The sequence below is a fragment of the Actinoplanes sp. NPDC026619 genome, assembly GCF_040638295.1.
GTDB lineage: Bacteria > Actinomycetota > Actinomycetes > Mycobacteriales > Micromonosporaceae > Actinoplanes.
In genome coordinates, this window is sequence record NZ_JBEZYA010000008.1 from 122,652 (window position 1) to 144,370 (window position 21,719).

At 67.0% G+C, this 21,719-nt stretch carries 18 protein-coding genes and 3 tRNA genes; all 21 read right to left on the reverse strand.

Features of this window, described 5'->3' with window-relative positions; translation table 11 throughout:
- Positions 1-4 precede the first annotated feature (4 nt).
- Positions 5-2,101, reverse strand: coding sequence for an elongation factor G (fusA, locus tag AB0E90_RS19425; RefSeq protein WP_360406940.1), 2,097 nt, complete (start codon positions 2,099-2,101; stop codon positions 5-7).
- A gap of 87 nt (positions 2,102-2,188) precedes the next feature.
- Positions 2,189-2,659: a 30S ribosomal protein S7 gene (gene rpsG / locus AB0E90_RS19430; RefSeq protein ID WP_360406942.1), complete on the reverse strand. Its 471-nt coding sequence runs from the start codon at positions 2,657-2,659 to the stop codon at positions 2,189-2,191.
- A 1-nt stretch (position 2,660) separates the two neighbouring features.
- A complete protein-coding gene (rpsL, locus tag AB0E90_RS19435) occupies positions 2,661-3,035 on the reverse strand; it encodes a 30S ribosomal protein S12 (RefSeq protein WP_014440718.1) in 375 nt (124 codons plus the stop codon).
- Between the two features lie 397 nt (positions 3,036-3,432).
- Positions 3,433-3,897, reverse strand: coding sequence for a hypothetical protein (locus AB0E90_RS19440; RefSeq protein WP_360406945.1), 465 nt, complete (start codon positions 3,895-3,897; stop codon positions 3,433-3,435).
- A 27-nt stretch (positions 3,898-3,924) separates the two neighbouring features.
- Positions 3,925-4,239: a hypothetical protein gene (locus tag AB0E90_RS19445; protein WP_360407561.1), complete on the reverse strand. Its 315-nt coding sequence runs from the start codon at positions 4,237-4,239 to the stop codon at positions 3,925-3,927.
- A gap of 101 nt (positions 4,240-4,340) precedes the next feature.
- Positions 4,341-8,231: a DNA-directed RNA polymerase subunit beta' gene (locus AB0E90_RS19450; protein ID WP_360406948.1), complete on the reverse strand. Its 3,891-nt coding sequence runs from the start codon at positions 8,229-8,231 to the stop codon at positions 4,341-4,343.
- Positions 8,232-8,315: 84 nt separating this feature from the next.
- Positions 8,316-11,756, reverse strand: a complete 3,441-nt coding sequence (locus AB0E90_RS19455) for a DNA-directed RNA polymerase subunit beta (protein ID WP_360406951.1) — start codon at positions 11,754-11,756, stop codon at positions 8,316-8,318.
- A gap of 616 nt (positions 11,757-12,372) precedes the next feature.
- Entirely contained in the window at positions 12,373-12,756 is a 384-nt protein-coding gene (gene rplL, locus AB0E90_RS19460) for a 50S ribosomal protein L7/L12 (protein ID WP_360406954.1), read from the reverse strand.
- A gap of 54 nt (positions 12,757-12,810) precedes the next feature.
- Complete coding sequence (gene rplJ, locus AB0E90_RS19465; protein WP_360406957.1) at positions 12,811-13,359, reverse strand: 50S ribosomal protein L10; 549 nt, start codon at positions 13,357-13,359, stop codon at positions 12,811-12,813.
- 377 nt (positions 13,360-13,736) lie between these two features.
- The gene (locus AB0E90_RS19470) at positions 13,737-14,435 is read right to left on the reverse strand and encodes a hypothetical protein (protein WP_360406960.1); all 699 of its coding nucleotides are present in this window, start codon (positions 14,433-14,435) and stop codon (positions 13,737-13,739) included.
- Entirely contained in the window at positions 14,432-15,235 is an 804-nt protein-coding gene (locus AB0E90_RS19475; protein WP_360406963.1) for an ATP-binding cassette domain-containing protein, read from the reverse strand. The genes AB0E90_RS19470 and AB0E90_RS19475 overlap by 4 nt, the downstream gene beginning before the upstream one ends.
- 67 nt (positions 15,236-15,302) lie before the next feature.
- Positions 15,303-16,013, reverse strand: coding sequence for a 50S ribosomal protein L1 (gene rplA, locus AB0E90_RS19480; protein WP_360406966.1), 711 nt, complete (start codon positions 16,011-16,013; stop codon positions 15,303-15,305).
- 64 nt (positions 16,014-16,077) lie between these two features.
- Positions 16,078-16,821, reverse strand: coding sequence for a transcription termination/antitermination protein NusG (gene nusG, locus AB0E90_RS19485; RefSeq protein ID WP_360406969.1), 744 nt, complete (start codon positions 16,819-16,821; stop codon positions 16,078-16,080).
- 39 nt (positions 16,822-16,860) lie between these two features.
- A complete protein-coding gene (secE, locus tag AB0E90_RS19490; RefSeq protein ID WP_360406972.1) occupies positions 16,861-17,244 on the reverse strand; it encodes a preprotein translocase subunit SecE in 384 nt (127 codons plus the stop codon).
- A gap of 105 nt (positions 17,245-17,349) precedes the next feature.
- Positions 17,350-17,422: transfer RNA gene (locus tag AB0E90_RS19495), tRNA-Trp, on the reverse strand.
- Between the two features lie 112 nt (positions 17,423-17,534).
- Entirely contained in the window at positions 17,535-17,933 is a 399-nt protein-coding gene (locus AB0E90_RS19500; RefSeq protein WP_360406975.1) for a MaoC/PaaZ C-terminal domain-containing protein, read from the reverse strand.
- Positions 17,934-17,935: 2 nt separating this feature from the next.
- Positions 17,936-18,385, reverse strand: coding sequence for a MaoC family dehydratase N-terminal domain-containing protein (locus AB0E90_RS19505; protein ID WP_360406978.1), 450 nt, complete (start codon positions 18,383-18,385; stop codon positions 17,936-17,938).
- 79 nt (positions 18,386-18,464) lie between these two features.
- Complete coding sequence (gene rpmG / locus AB0E90_RS19510) at positions 18,465-18,632, reverse strand: 50S ribosomal protein L33 (RefSeq protein WP_203803251.1); 168 nt, start codon at positions 18,630-18,632, stop codon at positions 18,465-18,467.
- 105 nt (positions 18,633-18,737) lie between these two features.
- Positions 18,738-18,810, reverse strand: a tRNA-Met gene (locus AB0E90_RS19515).
- Between the two features lie 47 nt (positions 18,811-18,857).
- Positions 18,858-18,930: transfer RNA gene (locus AB0E90_RS19520), tRNA-Thr, on the reverse strand.
- Between the two features lie 92 nt (positions 18,931-19,022).
- Complete coding sequence (locus AB0E90_RS19525; RefSeq protein ID WP_360406981.1) at positions 19,023-21,551, reverse strand: EAL domain-containing protein; 2,529 nt, start codon at positions 21,549-21,551, stop codon at positions 19,023-19,025.
- Between the last annotated feature and the right edge of the window lie 168 nt (positions 21,552-21,719).

The following is a 21,719-nucleotide window of genomic DNA, read 5'->3' on the forward strand; positions in this document are numbered from 1 at the left end:
ACGCTTACGCGCCGGTTGCCTTCGCGATGATCTCCTTCGCGACGTTCTGCGGAACCTCGGCGTAGGAGTCGAACTGCATGCTGTAGCTAGCCCGGCCGGCCGTCTTCGACCGCAGGTCGCCGACGTAGCCGAACATCTCCGAAAGCGGAACCAGAGCCTTGATGACGCGGGCGCCGGAGCGCTCCTCCATCGACTGGATCAGGCCGCGGCGGGAGTTGAGGTCGCCGATCACGTCACCCATGTTGTCCTCAGGGGTGGTGACCTCGACGGACATCATCGGCTCAAGCAGCGCGGGGTCAGCCTTGCGGGCTACTTCCTTCATTGCCATGGAGCCGGCGATCTTGAACGCCATCTCGGACGAGTCGACCTCGTGGTACTGACCGTCGACCAGCGTGAACTTGACGCCGACCAGCGGGTATCCGGCGAGGACGCCGTACTGCAGGGAGTCCTGCGCGCCCGCGTCCACCGAGGGGATGAACTCCTTGGGGATGCGACCACCGGTAACCGAGTTCACGAACTCGTACGTGGGGCCGTCCGCCTCGAGTGGCAGCGGTTCGACGTTGACGACGATCTTGGCGTACTGGCCCGAGCCACCGGTCTGCTTCTTGTGGACGTACGTGTGCTTCTCGACCTTGCCGCGGATGGTCTCGCGGTACGCGACCTGCGGCTTGCCGATGTTGGCCTCGACGTTGAACTCGCGGCGCATGCGGTCCACCAGGATGTCCAGGTGGAGCTCGCCCATGCCGGCGATGATCGTCTGACCGGTCTCCTCGTCGTTGAAGACCCGGAAGGTCGGGTCCTCCTCGGCGAGGCGCTGGATCGCGGTGCCCAGCTTCTCCTGGTCCGACTTGGTCTTCGGCTCGATGGCGACCTGGATGACCGGCTCCGGGAATGTCATCGACTCCAGGATGACCGGGTGCGCCGGGTCGCTCAGCGTGTCGCCGGTGGTGGTCTGCTTGAGACCCTGCACGGCGATGATGTCCCCGGCCTGCGCCGAAGGACGCTCTTCACGCTTGTTGGCGTGCATCTGGTAGATCTTGCCGATCCGCTCCTTGCGGTCCTTGGTGGAGTTGACCACCTGAGAACCGGAGTCGAGCGTGCCGGAGTAGACCCGGACGTAGGTCAGCTTACCGAGGTGCTTGTCCGTCTGGATCTTGAAGGCCAGGCCGGAGAACGGCTCGGTGTTCGACGGCTTGCGCAGCAGCGGCGTCTCGCCGTCCGGCGCGGTGCCCTCGATGGCCGGCACGTCCAGCGGGGACGGCAGGAAGTCGATCACGGCGTCGAGCATGGGCTGAACGCCCTTGTTCTTGAACGCCGAGCCGCACAGCACCGGGTTGGCCTTGCTGGCGATCGTGGCGCGCCGGATGGCGGCCTTGATCTCGTCCGGCGAGACCTCTTCGCCCTCGAGGTACTTCAGCATCACGTCGTCGTCGACGTCGGCGAGGGTCTCGATCAGCTTCTCGCGCCACTCGTTCGCGGAGTCGACCAGGTCGGCCGGGATCTCCTCGATCGCGTAGTCGTCACCCTTCTGGGTCTCCCCACGCCAGGTGAGCGCGCGCATGCCGATCAGGTCCACGACGCCGATGTGGTCGCCCTCGAGCCCGATCGGGATCTGCAGGACCAGCGGGGTCGCATTGAGCCGGTCGATCATCATCTGCACGCAGCGGAAGAAGTCAGCACCGGTCCGGTCGAGCTTGTTGACGAAGCACATCCGGGGAACGTGGTACTTGTCCGCCTGGCGCCACACGTTCTCGGTCTGCGGCTCCACGCCGGCCACGCCGTCGTACACCGCAACCGCGCCGTCCAGCACTCGCAACGACCGCTCGACCTCGACCGTGAAGTCGACGTGGCCGGGCGTGTCGATGATCTGGATCGTGTGGCCCTTCCACTCGCACTTGGTGGCGGCGGAAGTGATCGTGATACCGCGCTCCTGCTCCTGCTCCATCCAGTCCATGACGGCAGCGCCCTCGTGGACCTCACCGATCTTGTACGTGATGCCGGTGTAGAACAGGATTCGCTCGGTAGTCGTGGTCTTACCAGCATCGATGTGCGCCATGATGCCGATGTTGCGTACGTTGGCGAGCGCGTCTGCGGCGGCCACTTCAATCCCTACTTTTCTTCGTCGTCGTCTCGAAAACCGGTACGACTTGCCGTGTGGCCCGGCAATCGCCGGGCCTGCGGCGGGGTCTTACCAGCGGTAGTGCGCGAAGGCCTTGTTGGACTCCGCCATCTTGTGGGTGTCCTCGCGCCGCTTGACGGCGGCACCGAGGCCATTGCTGGCGTCGAGCAGCTCGTTCTGCAGGCGCTCGATCATGGTCTTCTCACGGCGGGCCTTGGAGTACTGAACCAGCCAGCGCAGACCGAGGGTGGTCTGCCGCGGGGTGCGGACCTCGACCGGAACCTGGTAGGTCGCGCCACCGACGCGGCGGCTGCGAACCTCGAGGGTCGGCTTGACGTTGTCCATCGCGCGCTTGAGCGTCACCACGGGGTCGGTGCCGCTCTTCTCGCGGCAGCCCTCGAGGGCGCCGTAGACGATGCGCTCGGCGAGCTGACGCTTGCCACCGATCAGGATCTTGTTCACCAGCTGCGTGACCAGCGGAGAGTTGTATACCGGGTCCGCTACCAGCGGGTGTTTCGGCGCGGGGCCTTTACGCGGCATGTCAGCTCTTCTCCTTCTTCGCGCCGTAACGGCTGCGGGCCTGCTTGCGGTTGCGGACACCCTGGGTGTCCAGCGAACCGCGGACGATCTTGTAGCGAACGCCCGGAAGGTCCTTCACACGACCGCCGCGCACGAGCACGATGGAGTGCTCCTGCAGGTTGTGGCCGACGCCCGGGATGTACGCCGTCACCTCGATCTGGCTGCTGAGCTTCACACGAGCGACCTTGCGCAGCGCAGAGTTCGGCTTCTTGGGGGTGGTGGTGTACACGCGCGTGCACACGCCGCGCCGCTGAGGACTACCTTTCAGCGCCGGCGTCTTGGTCTTGCTCGTCTTCGCCTGACGGCCCTTTCGGACCAGCTGCTGGATCGTGGGCACCGGGTTTCTCCGCTCCCTTCGGCCGCTTTCGAACGGCCGCACCGTCTTGTATGGCTCTGTGCCGGAGTTCCCCCACGTCAGCGAGGTCATCCCCGGCACCCGCGGTCGGGCGTGTCGTCCGGCTCACGGTCCCGCCGCGCGTGGTTACGCGCACCGGGTCTTGTCTGTGTCACCGCACTGATCAGGTCAGAGCGGTGAGCTCGGCGTGCTTCATGCCCCGTCTAGTTCCGACTCGGGCGCACGCACGAGTTGCCCGGGCAAGCCCGGGCACGAGGGGAAAGACTACCCACCACAAGCACCCAGGTCAAAATGAACAACTTGGGGCCGACGACGGATACCTCCGATACAAGTGTACCGGGTGCCCTGAGGCGGCAATGCCGCGGTATCGGGATCCGGGTCAGCTCCCGGACGAAGACAACTGCAACACCAGTGTCAACGCCAGTGACACCAGGGCAATTCCCACGCCGGCCGCACCGCAGGAGATCCCCGCGACGGCGACTCCGCGGCCGGTGAAGCGCACCTGACCAGTGCGGCCCGACCGGCGGATCTGCCGGCGCGCGACCAGACCGACCGTGATCGCGCCACCGCCGGCGAGCACCGAGGTGAGGCAGAACGCGCCGGCCACCAACCCGCCCCAGCCGCCATTGGCGCCGGTCAGGCCGAAGCAGAGGACCAGGGTCGAGACCAGGATGGCGCCGACGCCGGCGATCAGGGACCCGATCGCCAGCCCCGAGGTGATCGGCACGACCTTGAACTGAACCAGGCCGAACTCGGTGCCGGGGACGGCCTCGACCCGTTCCGGCTCCCAGCGGCCGGACGGCGGGGGTGGTTGTACCGGCGGCGCGTAGGGCGGCTGGCTCATGACACGAGGATGTCACCCGAACGAGAATCAGTCAGTACCGGGTGCGAAGTCCGTTCCGGACGGGGCGGAAGCCAGGTGGAGCAGGCCGGCGATCGAGGCCACCACGAGCGCAGTGATCGCCAGCACGATGCCGGCCCAGGCCAGCCGTCGGCCCCGGCGGATCCAGGCGGAGCCGGTGAGATAGCCCTTGGCCGTAAATGCGTCCCGTGCGGTCTGACGCGCCATTACGAGGGCGATCACGGCCGGGATCACCCCACCGATGAATACGCCGGCCAGAAAGCCCACCAGGCCGAGCGCGAAGACCGCTCGCGCCTTCGTCGCGGGCGCCGGGTCCGGGTCCATCGGATGGCGGGTGGGCGCGGCCACGGGAAGAGTCACCACACCATAGTAAGAACGCCGAAGGGCGGCCGCGCAGCGCGCGACCGCCCTTCAGTAAGACAACGTCAGCGGTAGGAACCGAAGTCGAAGTCATCCAGCGGCACAGCCTGCCCGCTGGCCGGCCCGAAGCCGTAGTCGGTTTCCGGGTACCCGGTCATCGAGTACACCTTGGCCTTGGCTTCCTCGGTCGGCTCGACCCGGATGTTGCGGTACTTGGAGATACCGGTACCGGCCGGGATGAGCTTACCGATGATCACGTTCTCCTTGAGGCCGACGAGCGAGTCGCTACGCGAGTTGATCGCCGCGTCGGTCAGAACCCGGGTGGTCTCCTGGAAGGAGGCCGCCGAGAGCCAGGAATCCGTGGCCAGCGAGGCCTTGGTGATACCCATCAGCACCGGACGACCGGCGGCGGGCTCGCCACCCTCGCCCACGATCCGGCGGTTCTCCGACTCGAAGAGCGCCCGGTCGACCAGGATGCCCGGAAGGAACTCCGCGGCACCCGAGTCGATGACCGTCACCCGCTTGAGCATCTGGCGGATGATGATCTCGATGTGCTTGTCGTGGATGAGCACGCCCTGCGAGCGGTAGACCTGCTGGACCTCGGCGGTCAGGTGAACCTGGACCGCGCGCGGACCCATGATGCGCAGGAGCTCGTGCGGGTCGATGGTGCCCTCGGTCAGCTTCTCGCCCACGCCGACGTGGTCGCCGTCGTGCGCTCGCAGCTTGACGCGCTTGGAGATCTTGTCGTAGACGATCTCGTCGCTGCCGTCGTCCGGGATCACCACGATCTTCCGCGAGCGCTCGCCGTCCTCGATGCGGATGCGTCCCGGGGTGTCGGCGATGGGCGCCTTGCCCTTGGGCACACGGGCCTCGAAGATTTCCTGCACACGCGGCAGACCCTGGGTGATGTCCTCACCCGCGACACCACCGGTGTGGAAGGTACGCATCGTCAGCTGCGTGCCCGGCTCACCGATGGACTGGGCGGCGATGATGCCGACCGCCTCGCCGATGTCGACCGCCTTGCCGGTCGGCAGCGAACGGCCGTAGCAGGCCGCACACACACCGAGCTTCGACTCACAGGTCAGCACCGAGCGCACCCGGACGTTCTCGACGCCGGCCGCGACCAGCTGGTCGACCATGATCGAGTTGAGGTCCGAGCCACGCGCGACGACCAGGTTGCCGCTGGCGTCCTTGATGTCGTCGGCCAGCGTCCGGGCGTGCACGCCGGTCTCCGCGTGCACGTGGACGACCAGGGTGCCGTCCGCCTCGCGCTCGCCCACCTGCATCGGGATCGCGCGGTCGGTGCCGCAGTCCTCCTCGCGGATGATGACGTCCTGCGAGACGTCCACCAGACGACGGGTCAGGTAACCCGAGTCGGCGGTACGCAGCGCGGTGTCGGCCAGACCCTTACGGGCGCCGTGCGTGGAGATGAAGTACTCCAGCACGGTCAGACCCTCGCGGTAGGACGAGGTGATCGGCCGCGGGATGATCTCACCCTTGGGGTTGGCCACCAGGCCACGGATCGCGGCGATCTGCCGAAGCTGCAGCAGGTTACCGCGAGCACCCGAGTTGATCATGACCCAGAGCGGGTTCTCCTGCGGGAGCGCCGTCGACATCTCGGCAGCGATCTCGTTGGTCGCCTTGGTCCAGATCTCGATGAGCTCGCCGCGACGCTCCTCGGCGGTCATCAGACCACGCTGGTACTGCTTGTCGATGGTGTCGGCCTCGGCCTGGTAGCGGGCCAGAATCTCCGGCTTGCGCGGGGGGCCGATGACGTCGCCCATACCGATCGTCACACCGGACCAGGTGGCCCAGTGGAAGCCGGCCTCCTTGAGCGCGTCCAGGGTCGCCGCCAGGGCGACCTTGGGGAAGCGCTCGGCGAGGTCGTTGACGATCGCCGACAGCTGACCCTTGCGGATCTCGTAGTTCACGAAGCGGTAGCCCGGCGGGAGGGTCTCGTTGAAGAGAACCCGGCCCAGCGTGGTCTCGACGAGCAGGTTCTCGCCCGCGGTCCACTCCTCCGGAGCGTCCCACTTCGGTCCCTTGATGCCGTTGTCGACGCCGATGACCTCACGGAGACGGATCTTGACGGACGCCTGCAGGTGCAGTTCGCCGTTGTCGAACGCCATCCGCGCCTCGGCGTCCGAGGAGAACACCCGGCCCTCACCCTTGGCGCCAACGGTCTGGTGCGTCAGGTAGTAGAGCCCGATGATCATGTCCTGGGTAGGCATGGTCACCGGCTTGCCGTCGGCCGGCTTGAGGATGTTGTTCGACGAGAGCATCAGGATCCGGGCCTCGGCCTGCGCCTCGGCCGACAGCGGCACGTGCACCGCCATCTGGTCACCGTCGAAGTCGGCGTTGAACGCCGTACAGACGAGCGGGTGGATCTGGATCGCCTTGCCCTCGACCAGCTGCGGCTCGAAGGCCTGGATGCCCAGGCGGTGCAGGGTCGGCGCGCGGTTCAGCAGCACCGGGTGCTCGCTGATGACCTCTTCGAGGACGTCCCACACGACCGGGCGCTGACGCTCGACCATCCGCTTGGCCGACTTGATGTTCTGCGCGTGGTTCAGGTCGACCAGGCGCTTCATCACGAACGGCTTGAACAGCTCCAGCGCCATCTGCTTCGGCAGGCCGCACTGGTGCAGCTTGAGCCGGGGGCCGACGACGATGACGGAACGACCGGAGTAGTCGACCCGCTTGCCCAGCAGGTTCTGACGGAACCGGCCCTGCTTGCCCTTGAGCATGTCGGACAGCGACTTCAGCGGGCGGTTACCCGGGCCGGTGACCGGCCGGCCGCGGCGGCCGTTGTCGAACAGCGCGTCGACGGCCTCCTGCAGCATCCGCTTCTCGTTGTTCACGATGATCTCGGGCGCACCCAGGTCGATCAGGCGCTTGAGCCGGTTGTTCCGGTTGATGACCCGGCGGTACAGGTCGTTCAGGTCGGAAGTCGCGAAGCGGCCACCGTCGAGCTGCACCATCGGGCGCAGGTCCGGCGGGATGACCGGGACGCAGTCCAGCACCATGCCGAGCGGTGAGTTGCGGGTGTTCAGGAACGCGGCGACGACCTTGAGGCGCTTGAGCGCACGGATCTTCCGCTGGCCCTTACCGCTGCGGATGATCTCCCGCAGGTTCTCGGCCTCAGCGTCCAGGTCCATGTTCTCGAGCAGCGCCTTGATCGCCTCGGCGCCCATGCCGCCGGTGAAGTACTCACCGAAGCGGTCGCGCAGCTCGCGGTAGAGCAGCTCGTCGGTGACCAGCTGCTTGGAGTCGAGCTTGCGGAAGGTGTCGAGCACCTCGTCGAGGCGGTCGATCTCGCGCTGCGCCTTGTCCCGGATCTGGCGCATCTCGCGCTCGCCAGCTTCCTTGACCTTGCGGCGCACGTCCGCCTTCGCACCCTCGGCCTCGAGCTCGGCCAGGTCCTGCTCCAGCTTTCCGGCACGCTTCTCGATCTCCGAGTCGCGGCTGTTCTCGGACTGGCGCTTCTCGGCGAAGATCTCGTTCTCGATCGTGGACATGTCACGGTGACGCGACTCGGCGTCAACGCTCGTGATCACGTACGAGGCGAAGTAGATGATCTTCTCGAGGTCCTTGGGAGCCAGGTCGAGCAGGTAGCCGAGCCGGCTCGGCACACCCTTGAAGTACCAGATGTGCGTGACCGACGCGGCCAGCTCGATGTGGCCCATCCGCTCACGACGGACCTTGGACCGGGTCACCTCGACGCCGCAGCGCTCACAGATGATGCCCTTGAACCGGACCCGCTTGTACTTACCGCAGTAGCACTCCCAGTCCCGCTGCGGACCGAAGATCTTCTCGCAGAAGAGTCCGTCCTTCTCGGGCTTGAGCGTGCGGTAGTTGATCGTCTCGGGCTTCTTGACCTCGCCGTGCGACCACTGCCGGATGTCGTCGGCGGTCGCCAGGCCGATGCGCAACTCGTCGAAGAAGTTGACGTCGAGCACTTGGACTATCCCTCGTGTTTCGTTGCTCGGAATGAATTCAAGGCCGGCGGCGGCGCCCCCTCAGTGACGAGGGGGCGCCATCCGTCAGATCTCCTCGACGCTGCTGACGCCCTCGTTCGGGCGCCGGGACAGGTCGATACCCAGTTCCTCCGCGGCCCGGAAGACCTCGTCGTCCGTCTCGCGCATCTCCAGGGCCACACCGTCGCTGGAGAGCACCTCGACGTTCAGGCACAGCGACTGCAGTTCCTTGAGAAGCACCTTGAAGGACTCCGGGATACCCGGCTCCGGAATGTTTTCGCCCTTGACGATGGCCTCGTAGACCTTCACGCGGCCGAGCACGTCGTCGGACTTGATGGTGAGCAGCTCCTGCAGCGCGTATGCGGCGCCGTAAGCCTGCATGGCCCAGCACTCCATCTCGCCGAACCGCTGGCCACCGAACTGGGCCTTACCGCCCAGCGGCTGCTGCGTGATCATCGAGTACGGACCGGTCGAGCGAGCGTGGATCTTGTCGTCGACCAGGTGGTTCAGCTTCAGGATGTAGACGTAACCGACCGAGATCGGGTCCGGCAGCGGCTCACCCGAGCGGCCGTCGAACAGCTGCGCCTTGCCGTCGCCGTTGACCAGCCGCTTACCGTCGCGGTTGAGCAGCGTCGACTCGAGGAGACCCTTGATCTCCTCTTCCTGCGCGCCGTCGAAGACCGGGGTCGCGACGTTCGAGTCCTTGACCGACTCGTGCGCCTCGATCGACCGCAGCTGACGCTTCCATTCGGTGTCGTCGCCCTCGACCGACCATCCGGTCTTGGCGATCCACCCGAGGTGGGTCTCCAGGACCTGGCCGATGTTCATACGCGAGGGCACACCGAGCGGGTTCAGCACGATGTCGACCGGCGTGCCGTCCTCGAGGAACGGCATGTCTTCCACCGGCAGGATCTTCGAGATGACGCCCTTGTTGCCGTGGCGGCCGGCGAGCTTGTCGCCGTCCTGGATCTTCCGCTTCTGCGCGACGTAGACCCGCACCAGCTCGTTCACGCCCGGGGGCAGCTCGTCGCCGTCCTCGCGGGAGAAGGTGCGGACGCCGATGACCGTGCCGGTCTCGCCGTGCGGAACCTTCAGCGAGGTGTCCCGGACCTCGCGCGCCTTCTCACCGAAGATCGCGCGGAGCAGCCGCTCCTCGGGGGTCAGCTCGGTCTCGCCCTTGGGCGTGACCTTGCCGACCAGGATGTCGCCGGGGACGACCTCGGCACCGATCCGGATGATGCCCCGCTCGTCCAGGTCCGCCAGCATTTCCTCGCTGACGTTGGGGATGTCGCGGGTGATCTCCTCCGGGCCGAGCTTGGTGTCCCGAGCGTCGACCTCGTGCTCCTCGATGTGGATCGAGGTGAGCACGTCCTGCTGCACGAGGCGCTGCGACAGGATGATCGCGTCCTCGTAGTTGTGGCCTTCCCAGCACATGAACGCGACGAGGAGGTTGCGGCCCAGGGCCATCTCGCCCTCGTCGGTGCACGGGCCGTCGGCGATGACCTGGCCGGCTTCGACCCGGTCACCCTCGAACACGACCGGCTTCTGGTTGACGCAGGAGCCGGCGTTCGAGCGGCGGAACTTGTGCAGCAGGTAGGTACGGCGGTGACCGTCGTCCTGGTGCACCGTCACGTAGTCGGCGCACAGGTCCTCGACCACGCCACCGACCTCGGCGACGACCACGTCACCGGCGTCGACCGCGGCACGGTATTCCATGCCGGTGCCGACCAGCGGGGCCTCGGCCTTGACCAGCGGCACGGCCTGACGCTGCATGTTCGCGCCCATGAGCGCGCGGTTCGCGTCGTCGTGCTCGAGGAACGGGATCATCGCGGTGGCGACCGAGGTCATCTGCCGCGGCGACACGTCCATGTAGTCGACCTGTACACCAGGCACGTAGTCGACCTCACCGCCCTTACGGCGGACCAGGACGCGATCCTCGGCGAAGGTGTTATCACTGCTCAGGACGGCGTTCGCCTGGGCCTTGATGTACCTGTCCTCCTCATCGGCGGTCAGGTAGTGGACCTCGTCGGTGACGGTGCCGTCCTCGACCTTGCGATAAGGCGTCTCGATGAAGCCGAACGGGTTGACCCGCGCGAACGTCGAGAGCGCACCGATCAGGCCGATGTTCGGGCCTTCCGGGGTCTCGATCGGGCACATCCGGCCATAGTGGGACGGGTGCACGTCGCGCACCTCGAAGCCGGCCCGCTCACGCGACAGACCACCCGGGCCGAGAGCACTCAGCCGGCGCCGGTGGGTCAGGCCCGCCAGCGGGTTGGTCTGGTCCATGAACTGCGACAGCTGCGAAGTACCGAAGAACTCCTTGATCGCCGCCACCACCGGGCGGATGTTGATCAGGGTCTGCGGCGTGATCGCTTCGACGTCCTGAGTCGTCATGCGCTCGCGAACGACGCGCTCCATCCGGGACAGGCCGACGCGGACCTGGTTCTGGATGAGCTCGCCGACGGTGCGCAGGCGACGGTTGCCGAAGTGGTCGATGTCGTCGGCCTCGTAGCCCTCCTCACCGGCGTGCAGCCGGCAGAGGTATTCCACGGTCTTGACGACGTCTTCCTCGGTCAGCGTGCCCCGGATGATCGGGACATCGATCTCGAGCTTCTTGTTGAACTTGTAGCGACCGACCTTGGCGACGTCGTACCTCTTCGGGTTGAAGAAGAGGTTGTCGAGCAGGGTCTGCGCGTTCTCCCGGGTCGGGGGCTCGCCAGGGCGCAGCTTGCGGTAGATGTCGAGAAGGGCCTCGTCCTGACCCGCGATGTGGTCCTTCTCGAGGGTGGTCATGAGCAGCTCGGACCAGCCGAAGCGCTCGCGGATCTGATCCGCCGACCAACCGATCGCCTTGAGCAGGACGGTGACAGCCTGCCGGCGCTTGCGGTCGATCCGGACACCGACGGTGTCGCGCTTGTCGATGTCGAACTCCAGCCAGGCACCCCGGCTCGGGATGACCTTGACGCTGGAGAGGTCACGGTCAGAGGTCTTGTCCGGCTCCTTCGTGAAGTACACGCCCGGCGAGCGGACGAGCTGGCTCACCACGACGCGCTCGGTGCCGTTGATGACGAACGTCCCCTTGGGGGTCATCATCGGGAAATCGCCCATGAACACGGTCTGGCTCTTGATCTCGCCAGTCGTGTTGTTGGTGAATTCCGCGGTCACGAACAGCGGTGCGCAGTAAGTCAGGTCCTTCTCTTTGCACTCCTCGATCGAGGCCTTGACCTCGTCGAATCGTGGAGACGAGAAGGACAGCGACATAGTGCCGGAGAAGTCCTCAATGGGACTGATCTCTTCGAGGATCTCTGCGAGGCCCGAGTGGGCGTCCTGGTCGTCCGTCGACCGGGCCTGCCAAGCCTCGTTGCCGACCAGCCAGTCAAACGACTCGGTCTGGAGGGCTAGGAGATTGGGGACCTCAAGTTGCTCAGTGATCCGGCCGAAAGAGACACGGCGGGGTGCGTAAGCGCTCGACGTACGGCTGGTCTTCGCAGGGCGGGAAGCTGCCAAGATGCGTCCTTCCGAGGACCGGTGCTGCTGATGCGGCTGCAGCTGCGGTATGCAACTGTTTGCGTTGCCCTCGTTATGCAGGCATTGTGACGAGCCCCCAGGAAATCATCCGGATGGATGTCCCGGCAGGGCTCATGACAGAAGGCAGCGCAAACTAGCAGTGTAGCCGCTCGGCTAACCGCTGTCCAGCCCACACCAGAGGGTGCCTGCGGAACGTGTCCCCACAGCCTCTGACCTGCGCCTCCGGGTCAGTGCCTCACGTGGGGCCGCTCAGAACGCGGCTGTCTCCCTCGGGTGCCGTCTGCGAGAGGCCCGTTAGAAAATCGGGCCACCCCCAGGGCGGCTGTCGCAAGCGCGGAAACTTGCTGCTGTCAGCGTGCCTGTCAGCGGACACTCAGTCAAGGGCTGCGCTGCGGGTCGGACTCGTGCCGCCGGGTGACGGGCACGTGCTAGCGACCATACCCGAGGGAATGCCCGATTAAACCGGCTTTGCCGGTCGGGAGGCTGACAGCGGTTAGCAACCCTCTCACCAGCGACAATGCGCCACAAAACACGAATGGCGAGGACCTGGACACAGGTCCCCGCCATCCGCAAGGAAAAGCATTGGAGCGTTAGATCACTTGAGGGTGACCTTGGCGCCTTCGCCCTCGAGCTTGGCCTTGGCGGCCTCGGCCTTCTCCTTGTTGACACCCTCGAGGATCGCCTTGGGGGCGGACTCGACGGCGTCCTTGGCCTCCTTGAGGCCCAGGCCGGTCAGCTCGCGCACAACCTTGATGACCTGGATCTTCTTGCCACCGTCGCCCTCGAGGACAACGTCGAACGAGTCCTTCTCGGCCTCGGCCTCGGCAGCCGGGCCGGCCTGCGCCGGGCCCGCAACCGCGACGGGCGCGGCGGCCTTGACGTCGAAGACGTCCTCGAACGTCTTCACGAACTCGGACAGCTCGATCAGCGTCATTTCCTTGAACGCGTCAAGCAGCTCGTCGGTGCTGAGCTTCGCCATGTTTGGCAACCTTTCTTAGCTTCTGATGTAAAAACTGCGCGGTTCGCGAGGCCGTCAGGCAGCCTCGGCGGAACCGTCCTTCTCGCGCTCGGCACGCAGGGCGTCCACCAGGCGCACGGCCTGGGAGAGCGGAGCCTGGAACGTCGCAGCGGCCTTGCTCAGGTTGCCCTTCATGGCACCGGCCAGCTTGGCCAGCAGCACCTCACGGGACTCGAGGTCGGCGAGCTTGTTGACCTCGTCAGCGGTTAGGGGCTTGCCCTCGAAGACGCCGCCCTTGATCTTCAGGACGGGGTTGGCCTTGGCGAAAGCACGAAGGCTCTTGGCCGCCTCGACCGGGTCGCCGCTGACGAAGGCGAGCGCGGTAGGACCGGTGAACAGCGCGTCGAGACCCTCGATGCCCGCATCGGTCGCTGCCCGCTTGGCCAGCGTGTTCTTCGAAACCGAGTACTTGGTCTCCTTGCCGAGCGATCGCCGCAGTTCGGTGATCTGCTTGACCGTGAGGCCGCGGTACTCGGTCAACACGGTGGCCGCCGAGTTACGGAAGTTGTCCGTCAGCTCGGAAACGGCAGAGGCCTTGTCGGCCCGGACCGGCTTGTCCGCCATGTCCCTCCTCTCTCAGTGCTCAAACCACTGGGCTGGGGAGAAGGAACCGCGAATGAGAAACGCCCCGGCGCAGGGCGCACGGGGCGGGAAGCAGGCTCAGAGCAAACATGAACCAGTTTCACGAACCGTTCTCCCCTGCGCGGGCCGCCCGCATCCTGCGGGGCCTTCGACCGCGACCTCCGTCATTGCGAACGGTGGTTGCGGCGACCAGCGGTCTATGGGTGGAACTTCAAGAGGCAACAGTACGCGGCCTCACCGCCACCGCCAAATCGGGCCGCACCTGCCTCGGGCGCGCAAAGCAGCCACTCCCGTGCGGATACCGAACGCCGCCCTCCGCGATCGTGCGGATTCGCCAGCATCGCCCGGCGACTCCGGAATCAGGCTCGGGAGCGGCGGAGCCAGCCGTAGCCGGCGAACGCGGCCGCGCACCACACCGCCGCCCATACGATGAGCTGCACCAACGTGCCGGCCGGCGGCACACCCGTGCCGGTTGGCGGCACGGCCTCGGTCAGCTCGCGGGCGGTGGCCATCACCGGCGGGACCACCCACGGCGCGATCGAACCGCTCAGGCCCAGCACGACCACCAGGACGGCGGAGACGACCAGCACCGTGACGCCCATCCGGATGCTGCCGGTGACGGCGCGGCTGGCCAGCGCGCCGACTGCCACCGCCGCCGGCACGGCCAGCAGGTGGGCCAGGATGCCCAGCACGATGCCGCTGCCGAGGTCGACCGTGGTGTCGATGCCGTTGAACAGCCACGGCGCGGCCATCGCGGCCACGCAGACCAGCAGAGCCAGCAGGACGGCGGCCAGGATGCCGGAGGTCGCCTCGCGGGTGGGGCCGACGGCCAGGCGGGCCAGGCGGCGCTGCACGTCGGGCTCGGTGTCCAGCAGGAGCTTCGTGAGCCAGGCCAGAACGGGGAACAGGGCCGCGGCCGAATAGCCGTAGGCGACCGCGGCCGGGGACGCTCCCCCGCCGTAGATCACGCCCAGCTCGACGAGCACGGCGATCAGCGGGGCCAGGGCCCGGCCGCCCCGGACGAATCCCCCGATGCGCATAGCCAGCAGGGCCGTCATCGGGACTCCCACTCCGCTCGAGCTTCCTGGTCGCGACCCGGCCCGGCGAGGGAGGGCCCACCGCGTACGTCATCGGGGTCTTGAATGCGCAGCACGCGGTGACCGGCGGCACGGAGCTGGGCCACCGTCTCGGTCGCCTTTTCACGGCGGACCGCGAGTTCGACGATGACCTCGTCCGTCCGTTCCGGTTGTGGCGCCGTGGCCGCGTGCACGCCGTGTTCGGAAACGGTCCAGTGGATCGCGCCGGGCAGCGCGGTGATCTCGCCGCGATGATCGCTGACCAGGACCATGCCGCCGGCCTCGGTCACTTCGGTGACGATCTCGGGGACCAGCGTGCGGGCGATCGCGTCGAGGCCTTCCCAGGGCTCGTCGAGGACCAGCAGGCCGGGTGGGACCAGCAGGGCCTGGGCGAGGCCGACCTTCTGGGCGGTGCCCTTGGAGAGGTCGGCCAGGCGGGTGCCGGTGTGCTCGGTGAGCAGGAGGCGCTCGATCCAGCGGTCGGCGGCGTGCGGGTCGGTGACGCCGCGGATCCCGGCCATGTGGCGCAGGTAAACGCCTGCGGTGAAGGGCTGGTCGGCGGGGAAGCGCTCGGGCACCCAGCCGATCGTCGCCGGGCGGCCGCTGATCACGCCGCGGACCGGGCGCAGCACCCCGGCCGCCAGCTGGAGCAGGGTGGACTTGCCGGCGCCGTTGCGGCCCAGGACCACGACCGTCGAACCCGGCTCGACCGAGGCATCGACCTCACTCAGCGTCCAGCCGGCCCGCCTCGCGTATCGGAACCAGACCGCCTCGAATCGCACGGCGGCAAGCCTGCCACAAAGAAAGCCCCCGGGTGTCCCCCGGGGGCCTCTCGAGAGCCTTTTAAAATCAGGCCTCGGCGTTGATGAAGCCCTTCACGACGTTCGGGTCGACCGGCACGCCGGGGCCCATCGTGGTGCTGAAGGTGACCTTCCGGAGGTACTTGCCCTTGGCCGCGGACGGCTTCGCGCGGAGCACCTCGTCGAGGACGGCGCCGTAGTTCTCGGTCAGCTGGGTCTCGGAGAACGAGGCCTTGCCGATGATCAGGTGCAGGTTCGAGTGCTTGTCCACCCGGAACGTGATCTTGCCGCCCTTGATCTCGTTGACCGCCTTGGTGACATCCACCGTCACGGTGCCGGTCTTCGGGTTCGGCATGAGGCCACGCGGGCCGAGGATGCGGGCGATCCGACCGATCTTGGCCATCTGGTCGGGGGTCGCGATCGCGGCGTCGAAGTCGAGCCAGCCGCCCTGGATGCGAGCCACCAGCTCGTCGGTGCCGACCTCGTCGGCGCCGGCCGCCACGGCCTCTTCCGCCTTGGCGCCCTGGGCGAAGACGATCACGCGGGCCGTCTTGCCGGTGCCGTGCGGCAGGTTGACCGTGCCACGGACCATCTGGTCCGCCTTACGGGGGTCGACGCCCAGTCGCATCGCGACCTCGACGGTCGCGTCGAACTTGACCGGGCTGCTCTCCTTGGTGAGCTTGATCGCCTCGGTCGGCTCGTAGAGCTTCGCGACGTCGATCTTCTCGCTTGCCGCGCGGTAAGCCTTGCTGCGCTTCATTTCTGATTACTCCTGTGGTTGATGGCGGGGCTTCTGGTTTCGAAGCCCCTCCCACTGACTGCTGTCAGATCTTGGTGACCTGGTTGAAGTTGAGCTCCACCGGCGTCTCACGACCGAAGATGGAGACCAGAACCTTCAACTTCTGCTGGTCGGCATTGATTTCGCTGATCGAGGCCGGCAGCGACGCGAACGCACCGTCGGTGACCGTGACCGAGTCGCCCACCTCGAAGTCGAGGACCTTGATCTCTACCTTGGCCTTCTTCTCCTCGGTCTCGACCGCCGGCGCCAGCCACTTCAGCACCTCGTCGAGGGAGAGCGGGGCCGGCCGGTCGACCCGGTCGGTGGCGCCCACGAAGCCGGTCACGCCCGGGGTGTTGCGCACACAAGAGTACGACTCCGGGGTCAGATCCATCCGGACCAGGATGTAGCCCGGGAAGACCTTGTTGTTGACCTGCTGGCGCTTGCCGTTCTTGACCTCGACCTCTTCGCGGGTCGGCACCTCGACCTGGAAGATGAAGTCCTCCATGTCGAGGCTCGTGATCCGGGTCTCGAGGTTGGTCTTGACCTTGTTCTCGTAACCGGCGTACGAGTGCACGACGTACCAGTCGCCGGGCGCGTAGCGCAGCTTCTGCCGCAGCTCCTGCACCGGGTCGAAGTCTTCGTCGTCCTCGACGGCCGGGGCCTCGACGGCCTCTTCCTCGACTGCCGTCTCGGTGGGGGCGGCCTCGACCGACTCGTCGGTATCCGCCGTGGCCACCGACGACTGCTCGTCGCTGGACTGCGCGGTCTCGTCGTCGTACTCAGGCACGCTCGCTCACTTCCAGATAAGTCTTTATCGAAGAGACGGCTATTTGCCGCCGAACGCCCAGAGGATGCCCTTGCCGAACCCGTAGTCCAGGACAGCCACGATGGCGGTCATGATCGTGACGAACGCGATCACGATCGTGGTGTAGGTCAACAGCTCCTTGCGGGTCGGCCAGATGACCTTACGCAGTTCGCTGACGACCTCACGGAAGAAACCACCGATGCGACCGAAGAAGCCGGTCTTCCGGGTCTCCTTCTTCGCCTTCGGGGCATCGCCCTTGGTGCGCTCCTTGACGGCGGCACCGCCACGGCCTACCGGCTCGCCGTCGGCGTCCTCGTCGTCTTCCACGTCCTCGGCGACGGCATCGTCAAAGACCTCGTCGTCGGCCGGGTCGCCGGCGTCACCGGGTCGGTTCCTCTCGGCCATGCCGCCCTACTTCCGTGATCGGTGGTGGTGGACCCCCGTCGGCGCTCGATCCGGCGCGGGGGTCGTGCGGACCGCGCACCGGGCGGGCACGTCAGGAGAGTTGCGCAGGGGTGACAGGACTTGAACCTGCAGCCTGCGGTTTTGGAGACCGCTGCTCTGCCAATTGAGCTACACCCCTGTGCGAGGCGGTTTATCCCTGATCAAGATCTGCTTCAGGCAGGCAAGTTCAGGGGGTCACTGCCCCACGGCAGAGAAGTGTACGGGTTCACAGGCCGTTAGCCCAACCCGCCCTACCGCTTCCGCACAACCGCCTGCGCCAGGGACAGAACTTTCTCGCCCTGACACGTCGCCACCAGGGAAAGCTTCGTGTGCCCCTCGTCGGTCTCGCCCTTCACCGTGACGGTCACGACGACCTCGGTGCCCTCGTCGGTGTCCGGCACCGGGACCGGGCGGGCGAAGCGGACGCTGAACTCCACAACCGAGTCGGCAGCGCCGGCCCAGGCCGTCACGGCCCGGCCCACCAGAGCCATGGTGAACATGCCGTGCGCGATCACGCCGGGCAGGCCCACGCTGTTCGCGAAGCGCTCGCTCCAGTGGATCGGGTTGAAGTCACCGGAGGCGCCGGCATAGCGGACCAGGTCGGCCCGGGTGACCCGGAAGGTCTGGGTCTCTGAGTTTTCCGACGTCATCGTCACTCCTCCCCGCGCTGCACGAGCTTGGCCCAGACGGTGACGACCTTCTCGCCCGACTCGGTGGTGACGTCGCTGCGGGTGGTCATGAAGTCGTGGCCGCCCCGGGAGGTGATGTCCTCGACCGTGTTCACACAGACCAGCGCGTCGCCGGCCACGATGGGGCGGACGTAGGCGAACTTCTGGTCGCCGTGCACCACCCGGCTGTAGTCGATGCCGAGCTCCGGGTCCTCGACGATCTGCGCGTGACTGGACGACATGGTCACGATGATCGGGAACGTGGGCGGGGCGACGACGTCGGCGTAGCCGATCGCACGGGCCGCCTCGGGATCGAGGTATTCCCGGTCGGTGGCGCCGATGGCGCGGGCGAACTCGCGGATCTTCTCACGCCCGACCAGATAAGGCTCGGTGGGCGCGTATGAACGTCCGATGAAGGACTGGTCCAGGGGCATGCCCACAAACTACTCTGCGCCGCCCAGAAGCCTCGTCCTGAGGACGAGCCTGAGCGGCGCAGGGGAAGCTTGGTGCGAGTTAGCGCGTCTCGCGGTGCAGGGTGTGCCGGCCGTCCCGCGGGCAGAACTTCTTCAGCTCAACGCGGTCGGGGTCGTTACGCCGGTTCTTGCGGGTGATGTAGTTCCGCTCCTTGCACTCCGTACACGCCAGGGTGATCTTCGGACGGACGTCGGTCGCCTTGGCCACGGCAAGGTGCCTTCCTGCTCACGGGATTACTTAACGACCTAACAGCGTAGATGCTTGCCAGGCCATTCTGCAAAGCGGGACCCCAGGGAGGGTCCCTATCGCAAGTAGCGGTGGCCGGACTTGAACCGGCGACACAGCGATTATGAGCCGCTTGCTCTGCCAACTGAGCTACACCGCCGAGCCGGGCTCAAGTCCAGCGCCGCGGCGGGGAACGAAACCCGGTAGAGCCCCCTTACGGAATCGAACCGTAGACCTTCTCCTTACCATGGAGACGCTCTGCCGACTGAGCTAAGGGGGCGCGCGGGCAATCTCTTGCCCGCTGCGGGGGTAACATTACACGGCCCTTCCGCCGGGGTGAAATCGACTCCCCCAGTCGCCGGAAACCGCAGTTCAGATGACTGCGCGGAGCCTGCGGACCTCGCCTGTGGGGGTCGTCTCCGGCTCGGTCTGGGCGTTGAACCAGGCCTCGAGACGCTCGTAGGGCAACGGGCGGGAGAACAGGTAACCCTGGCCGATCTCGCAGCCCATCTCCTCGAGCAGGTCGAGCGTCAATTCGCTCTCCACGCCCTCGGCCACCACGGTGAGACCGAACTCGCGGGACAGGCTCACCACCGCCCGCACGATCGCGAGATCGCCCGAATCGGTGGCCATGCCCTGCACGAAGCTGTCGTCGATCTTCACCTCGTGCACCGGCCACTGACGCAGATAGGACAGCGACGAGGCGCCGGTGCCGAAGTCGTCCACGCTGAGGCGGACGCCCAGATCGCGCAGGCGGTAGAGGGTGGGCAGCACCCGCTCGATGTCGCCGAGCATGCCGGGCTCGGAGATCTCGAAAGTCACCTGGGCGGCCGGCACACCGGAACTGGCCAGCATCGCCTCGACCTGGTCGGGGAAGCGGGAGTCGAGCAGGGTGCGGACCGACAGGTTGACCGCGATGGAGAGCGGACGTTCGGCGTCGGACCACTCCCGGCAGCGCCGCAGGCCCTCGCTGAGCACCCGCTCGGTCAGCCGGGAGAGCTGGCCGGTGTGCTCGGCGACGGCCACGAAGTCTTCCGGGGCCACCTCGCCGTGCGTGGGGTGCTGCCAGCGGGCCAGACACTCCACACCGACCAGATGACGGTCGGCGAGCGTGACCTTGGGCTGGAAGTAGACGTTCAGCTCGTCGTTGTCGAGAGCCTTGCGCAGGTCGGCGGCGATGCCCAGCCGGCGGACCGCACGCGACTCCAGGGCCGGGTGGAAGAGCTGCACCCCGTAGGGCAGCACCTTGGCCGCGTTGGCGGCCAGCTCGGCCCGCTGCAGCAGCGTCTCGGGGTCGACGCCGTGGTCGGGGTAGACCGCGACGCCCACCGCGGTGTCGACGTCCAGAGTGAGCTTGCCGACCGTCATCGGGCCGCGCATGCGTTCGCGCATCTCGGTCGCCAGCTCGACGGTCGCGTCGGTGCTCTCGGCCCGCAGGGTCACCACGAACTCGTCGCCGCCGATCCGGCCCACCAGAGCGCCGGGACCGGCGATCGCCAGCAGCCGCTCGGCCACCTCGGCGAGAAGCTTGTCGCCGGCCGCATAGCCCATCGACTCGTTGACGTCGCGCTGGCCGTCCACGTCGAACAGGAGGATCGCGACGACGTCCTGCTCGGCCCGGACCCGGACCGACTGGGCGAGCGCGTCGGTGATGCGGCGCCGGTTGGGCAGGCCGGTGAGGCGGTCGTGGTACGCGTCGTGGCGCAGCCGGTCGACCAACCGCGTGTTCTCCACCGCGGCCGCCACGTGCGCCGCGATCGTCTCGAGCACCTGCACGTCGGCCGGGCGGAAGGAGCGGGCGTCACCGAGCCGGTTGAGCACCTCGAGGCTGCCGATGGTGGTCTGGCCGGAGCGCAGCGGCACGATGATCGCGTCTTTGATCTTCGACGAGCGCAGTTCCCGGCGCAGCTCCTGACTCTCGGCGAACCGCGGCCCGGCGGCCATCGTCTGCCCATCGGCGACCGAGCGCTCCCGGATCGAGGCCGGCGTCGGCGACAGGTCGAGCAGTCCCTTGTTTTCCACCCGGGCGGTGAGCAGCACCTCGGGGTGCCGGCCCTGCGGGGCGAGCCAGAGCGTCGCGTACTCCGAGCGCATCAGCGCTCGGGTGCGGCCGAGCAGCACGTCGGGCAGGGCGGCGTCGGTGTCCACCGCGCGGATCGCCTGGGTGAGCTCGTAGACCTCGGCGAGCGTGCGGTGCTGGCGGAAGAACTCGGCGAACGAGCGGAGCACCGTGATCAGCGCCGCGGCCAGCACCACCAGCAGGATGGCCGCCCACCAGGTGGTGTCGAGCGCGACCAGGAAGACCAGCCCGACGGTGAGGTTGATGCCGGAGATGAGCATCGGCGACCAGATCGCCCGCAACACGTCCTGGCCGGCGCGGAGGCCCTGCACCACGCTCATGATGGCGGCGAGGGCCGCGATGTCGAACAGGAAGTTGACGGCGACGGCCGCGGTGAGGATCGCCCAGGTGCCCGGACCGGCGCCGCGGATGTCCGGAAGCGCGGCGATCACCAGGAGCGCCACGCAGGCGCTGGCCGCCGTCTTGGCCACGTTGAACCACAACTTGGCGGGCGTCATCCGGGATCGCCACTGACAGACGATCATCGACACGGTGACGACACAGATGACCATCGGTGGCGGCAAGTAGTACAGCGCGAGGACGAAGGGAACTTCGTAGACGATGACGCTGAACGTGCTGCGGCCGATCACGACGTTGAAGACGCCGATGTCGGCCACGATGTAGAGCAAGAAGGCTATGAGTCCGGCGGCCCACGCTTCATACCACCGCGGATGGGCCGCCCAGAAGAAACTCAAACAAACCAGTGTGAACAGGGCCATCGGATTGGTGACCAGCCACGCATATTGCGCAGAGCGGCGCTGCGTCGCCGGACGCCCGACCATCGTGCTCCCTCGTCGCTCAACTCAGCAGGACAGCACCGCTCAGTCCAACCTCGGAATTAATCCCAGACAATGGTCAGGGTGGAGAACTCGACAGCTGCCGGAGCACCGGTCTTCTGCTCCGCCCCCGCCGCGGCGCTAACACCACCGATGGCTGCGGCGAGAACGAAA

Excerpts from the sequence above, each read along its gene's own strand:
- rplA (WP_360406966.1), bottom strand. The coding sequence starts at position 16,013 with ATGAAGCGCAGCAAGGCTTACCGCGCGGCAAGCGAGAAGATCGACGTC.
- AB0E90_RS19445 (WP_360407561.1), bottom strand. The coding sequence starts at position 4,239 with ATGGACCCGGACCCGGCGCCCGCGACGAAGGCGCGAGCGGTCTTCGCG.
- secE (WP_360406972.1), bottom strand. The coding sequence starts at position 17,244 with ATGGCCGAGAGGAACCGACCCGGTGACGCCGGCGACCCGGCCGACGAC.
- rpsG (WP_360406942.1), bottom strand. The coding sequence starts at position 2,659 with ATGCCGCGTAAAGGCCCCGCGCCGAAACACCCGCTGGTAGCGGACCCG.
- AB0E90_RS19440 (WP_360406945.1), bottom strand. The coding sequence starts at position 3,897 with ATGAGCCAGCCGCCCTACGCGCCGCCGGTACAACCACCCCCGCCGTCC.
- rplJ (WP_360406957.1), bottom strand. The coding sequence starts at position 13,359 with ATGGCGGACAAGCCGGTCCGGGCCGACAAGGCCTCTGCCGTTTCCGAG.
- AB0E90_RS19525 (WP_360406981.1), bottom strand. The coding sequence starts at position 21,551 with ATGGTCGGGCGTCCGGCGACGCAGCGCCGCTCTGCGCAATATGCGTGG.
- AB0E90_RS19470 (WP_360406960.1), bottom strand. The coding sequence starts at position 14,435 with ATGACGGCCCTGCTGGCTATGCGCATCGGGGGATTCGTCCGGGGCGGC.
- rplL (WP_360406954.1), bottom strand. The coding sequence starts at position 12,756 with ATGGCGAAGCTCAGCACCGACGAGCTGCTTGACGCGTTCAAGGAAATG.
- AB0E90_RS19500 (WP_360406975.1), bottom strand. The coding sequence starts at position 17,933 with ATGACGTCGGAAAACTCAGAGACCCAGACCTTCCGGGTCACCCGGGCC.
- AB0E90_RS19505 (WP_360406978.1), bottom strand. The coding sequence starts at position 18,385 with ATGCCCCTGGACCAGTCCTTCATCGGACGTTCATACGCGCCCACCGAG.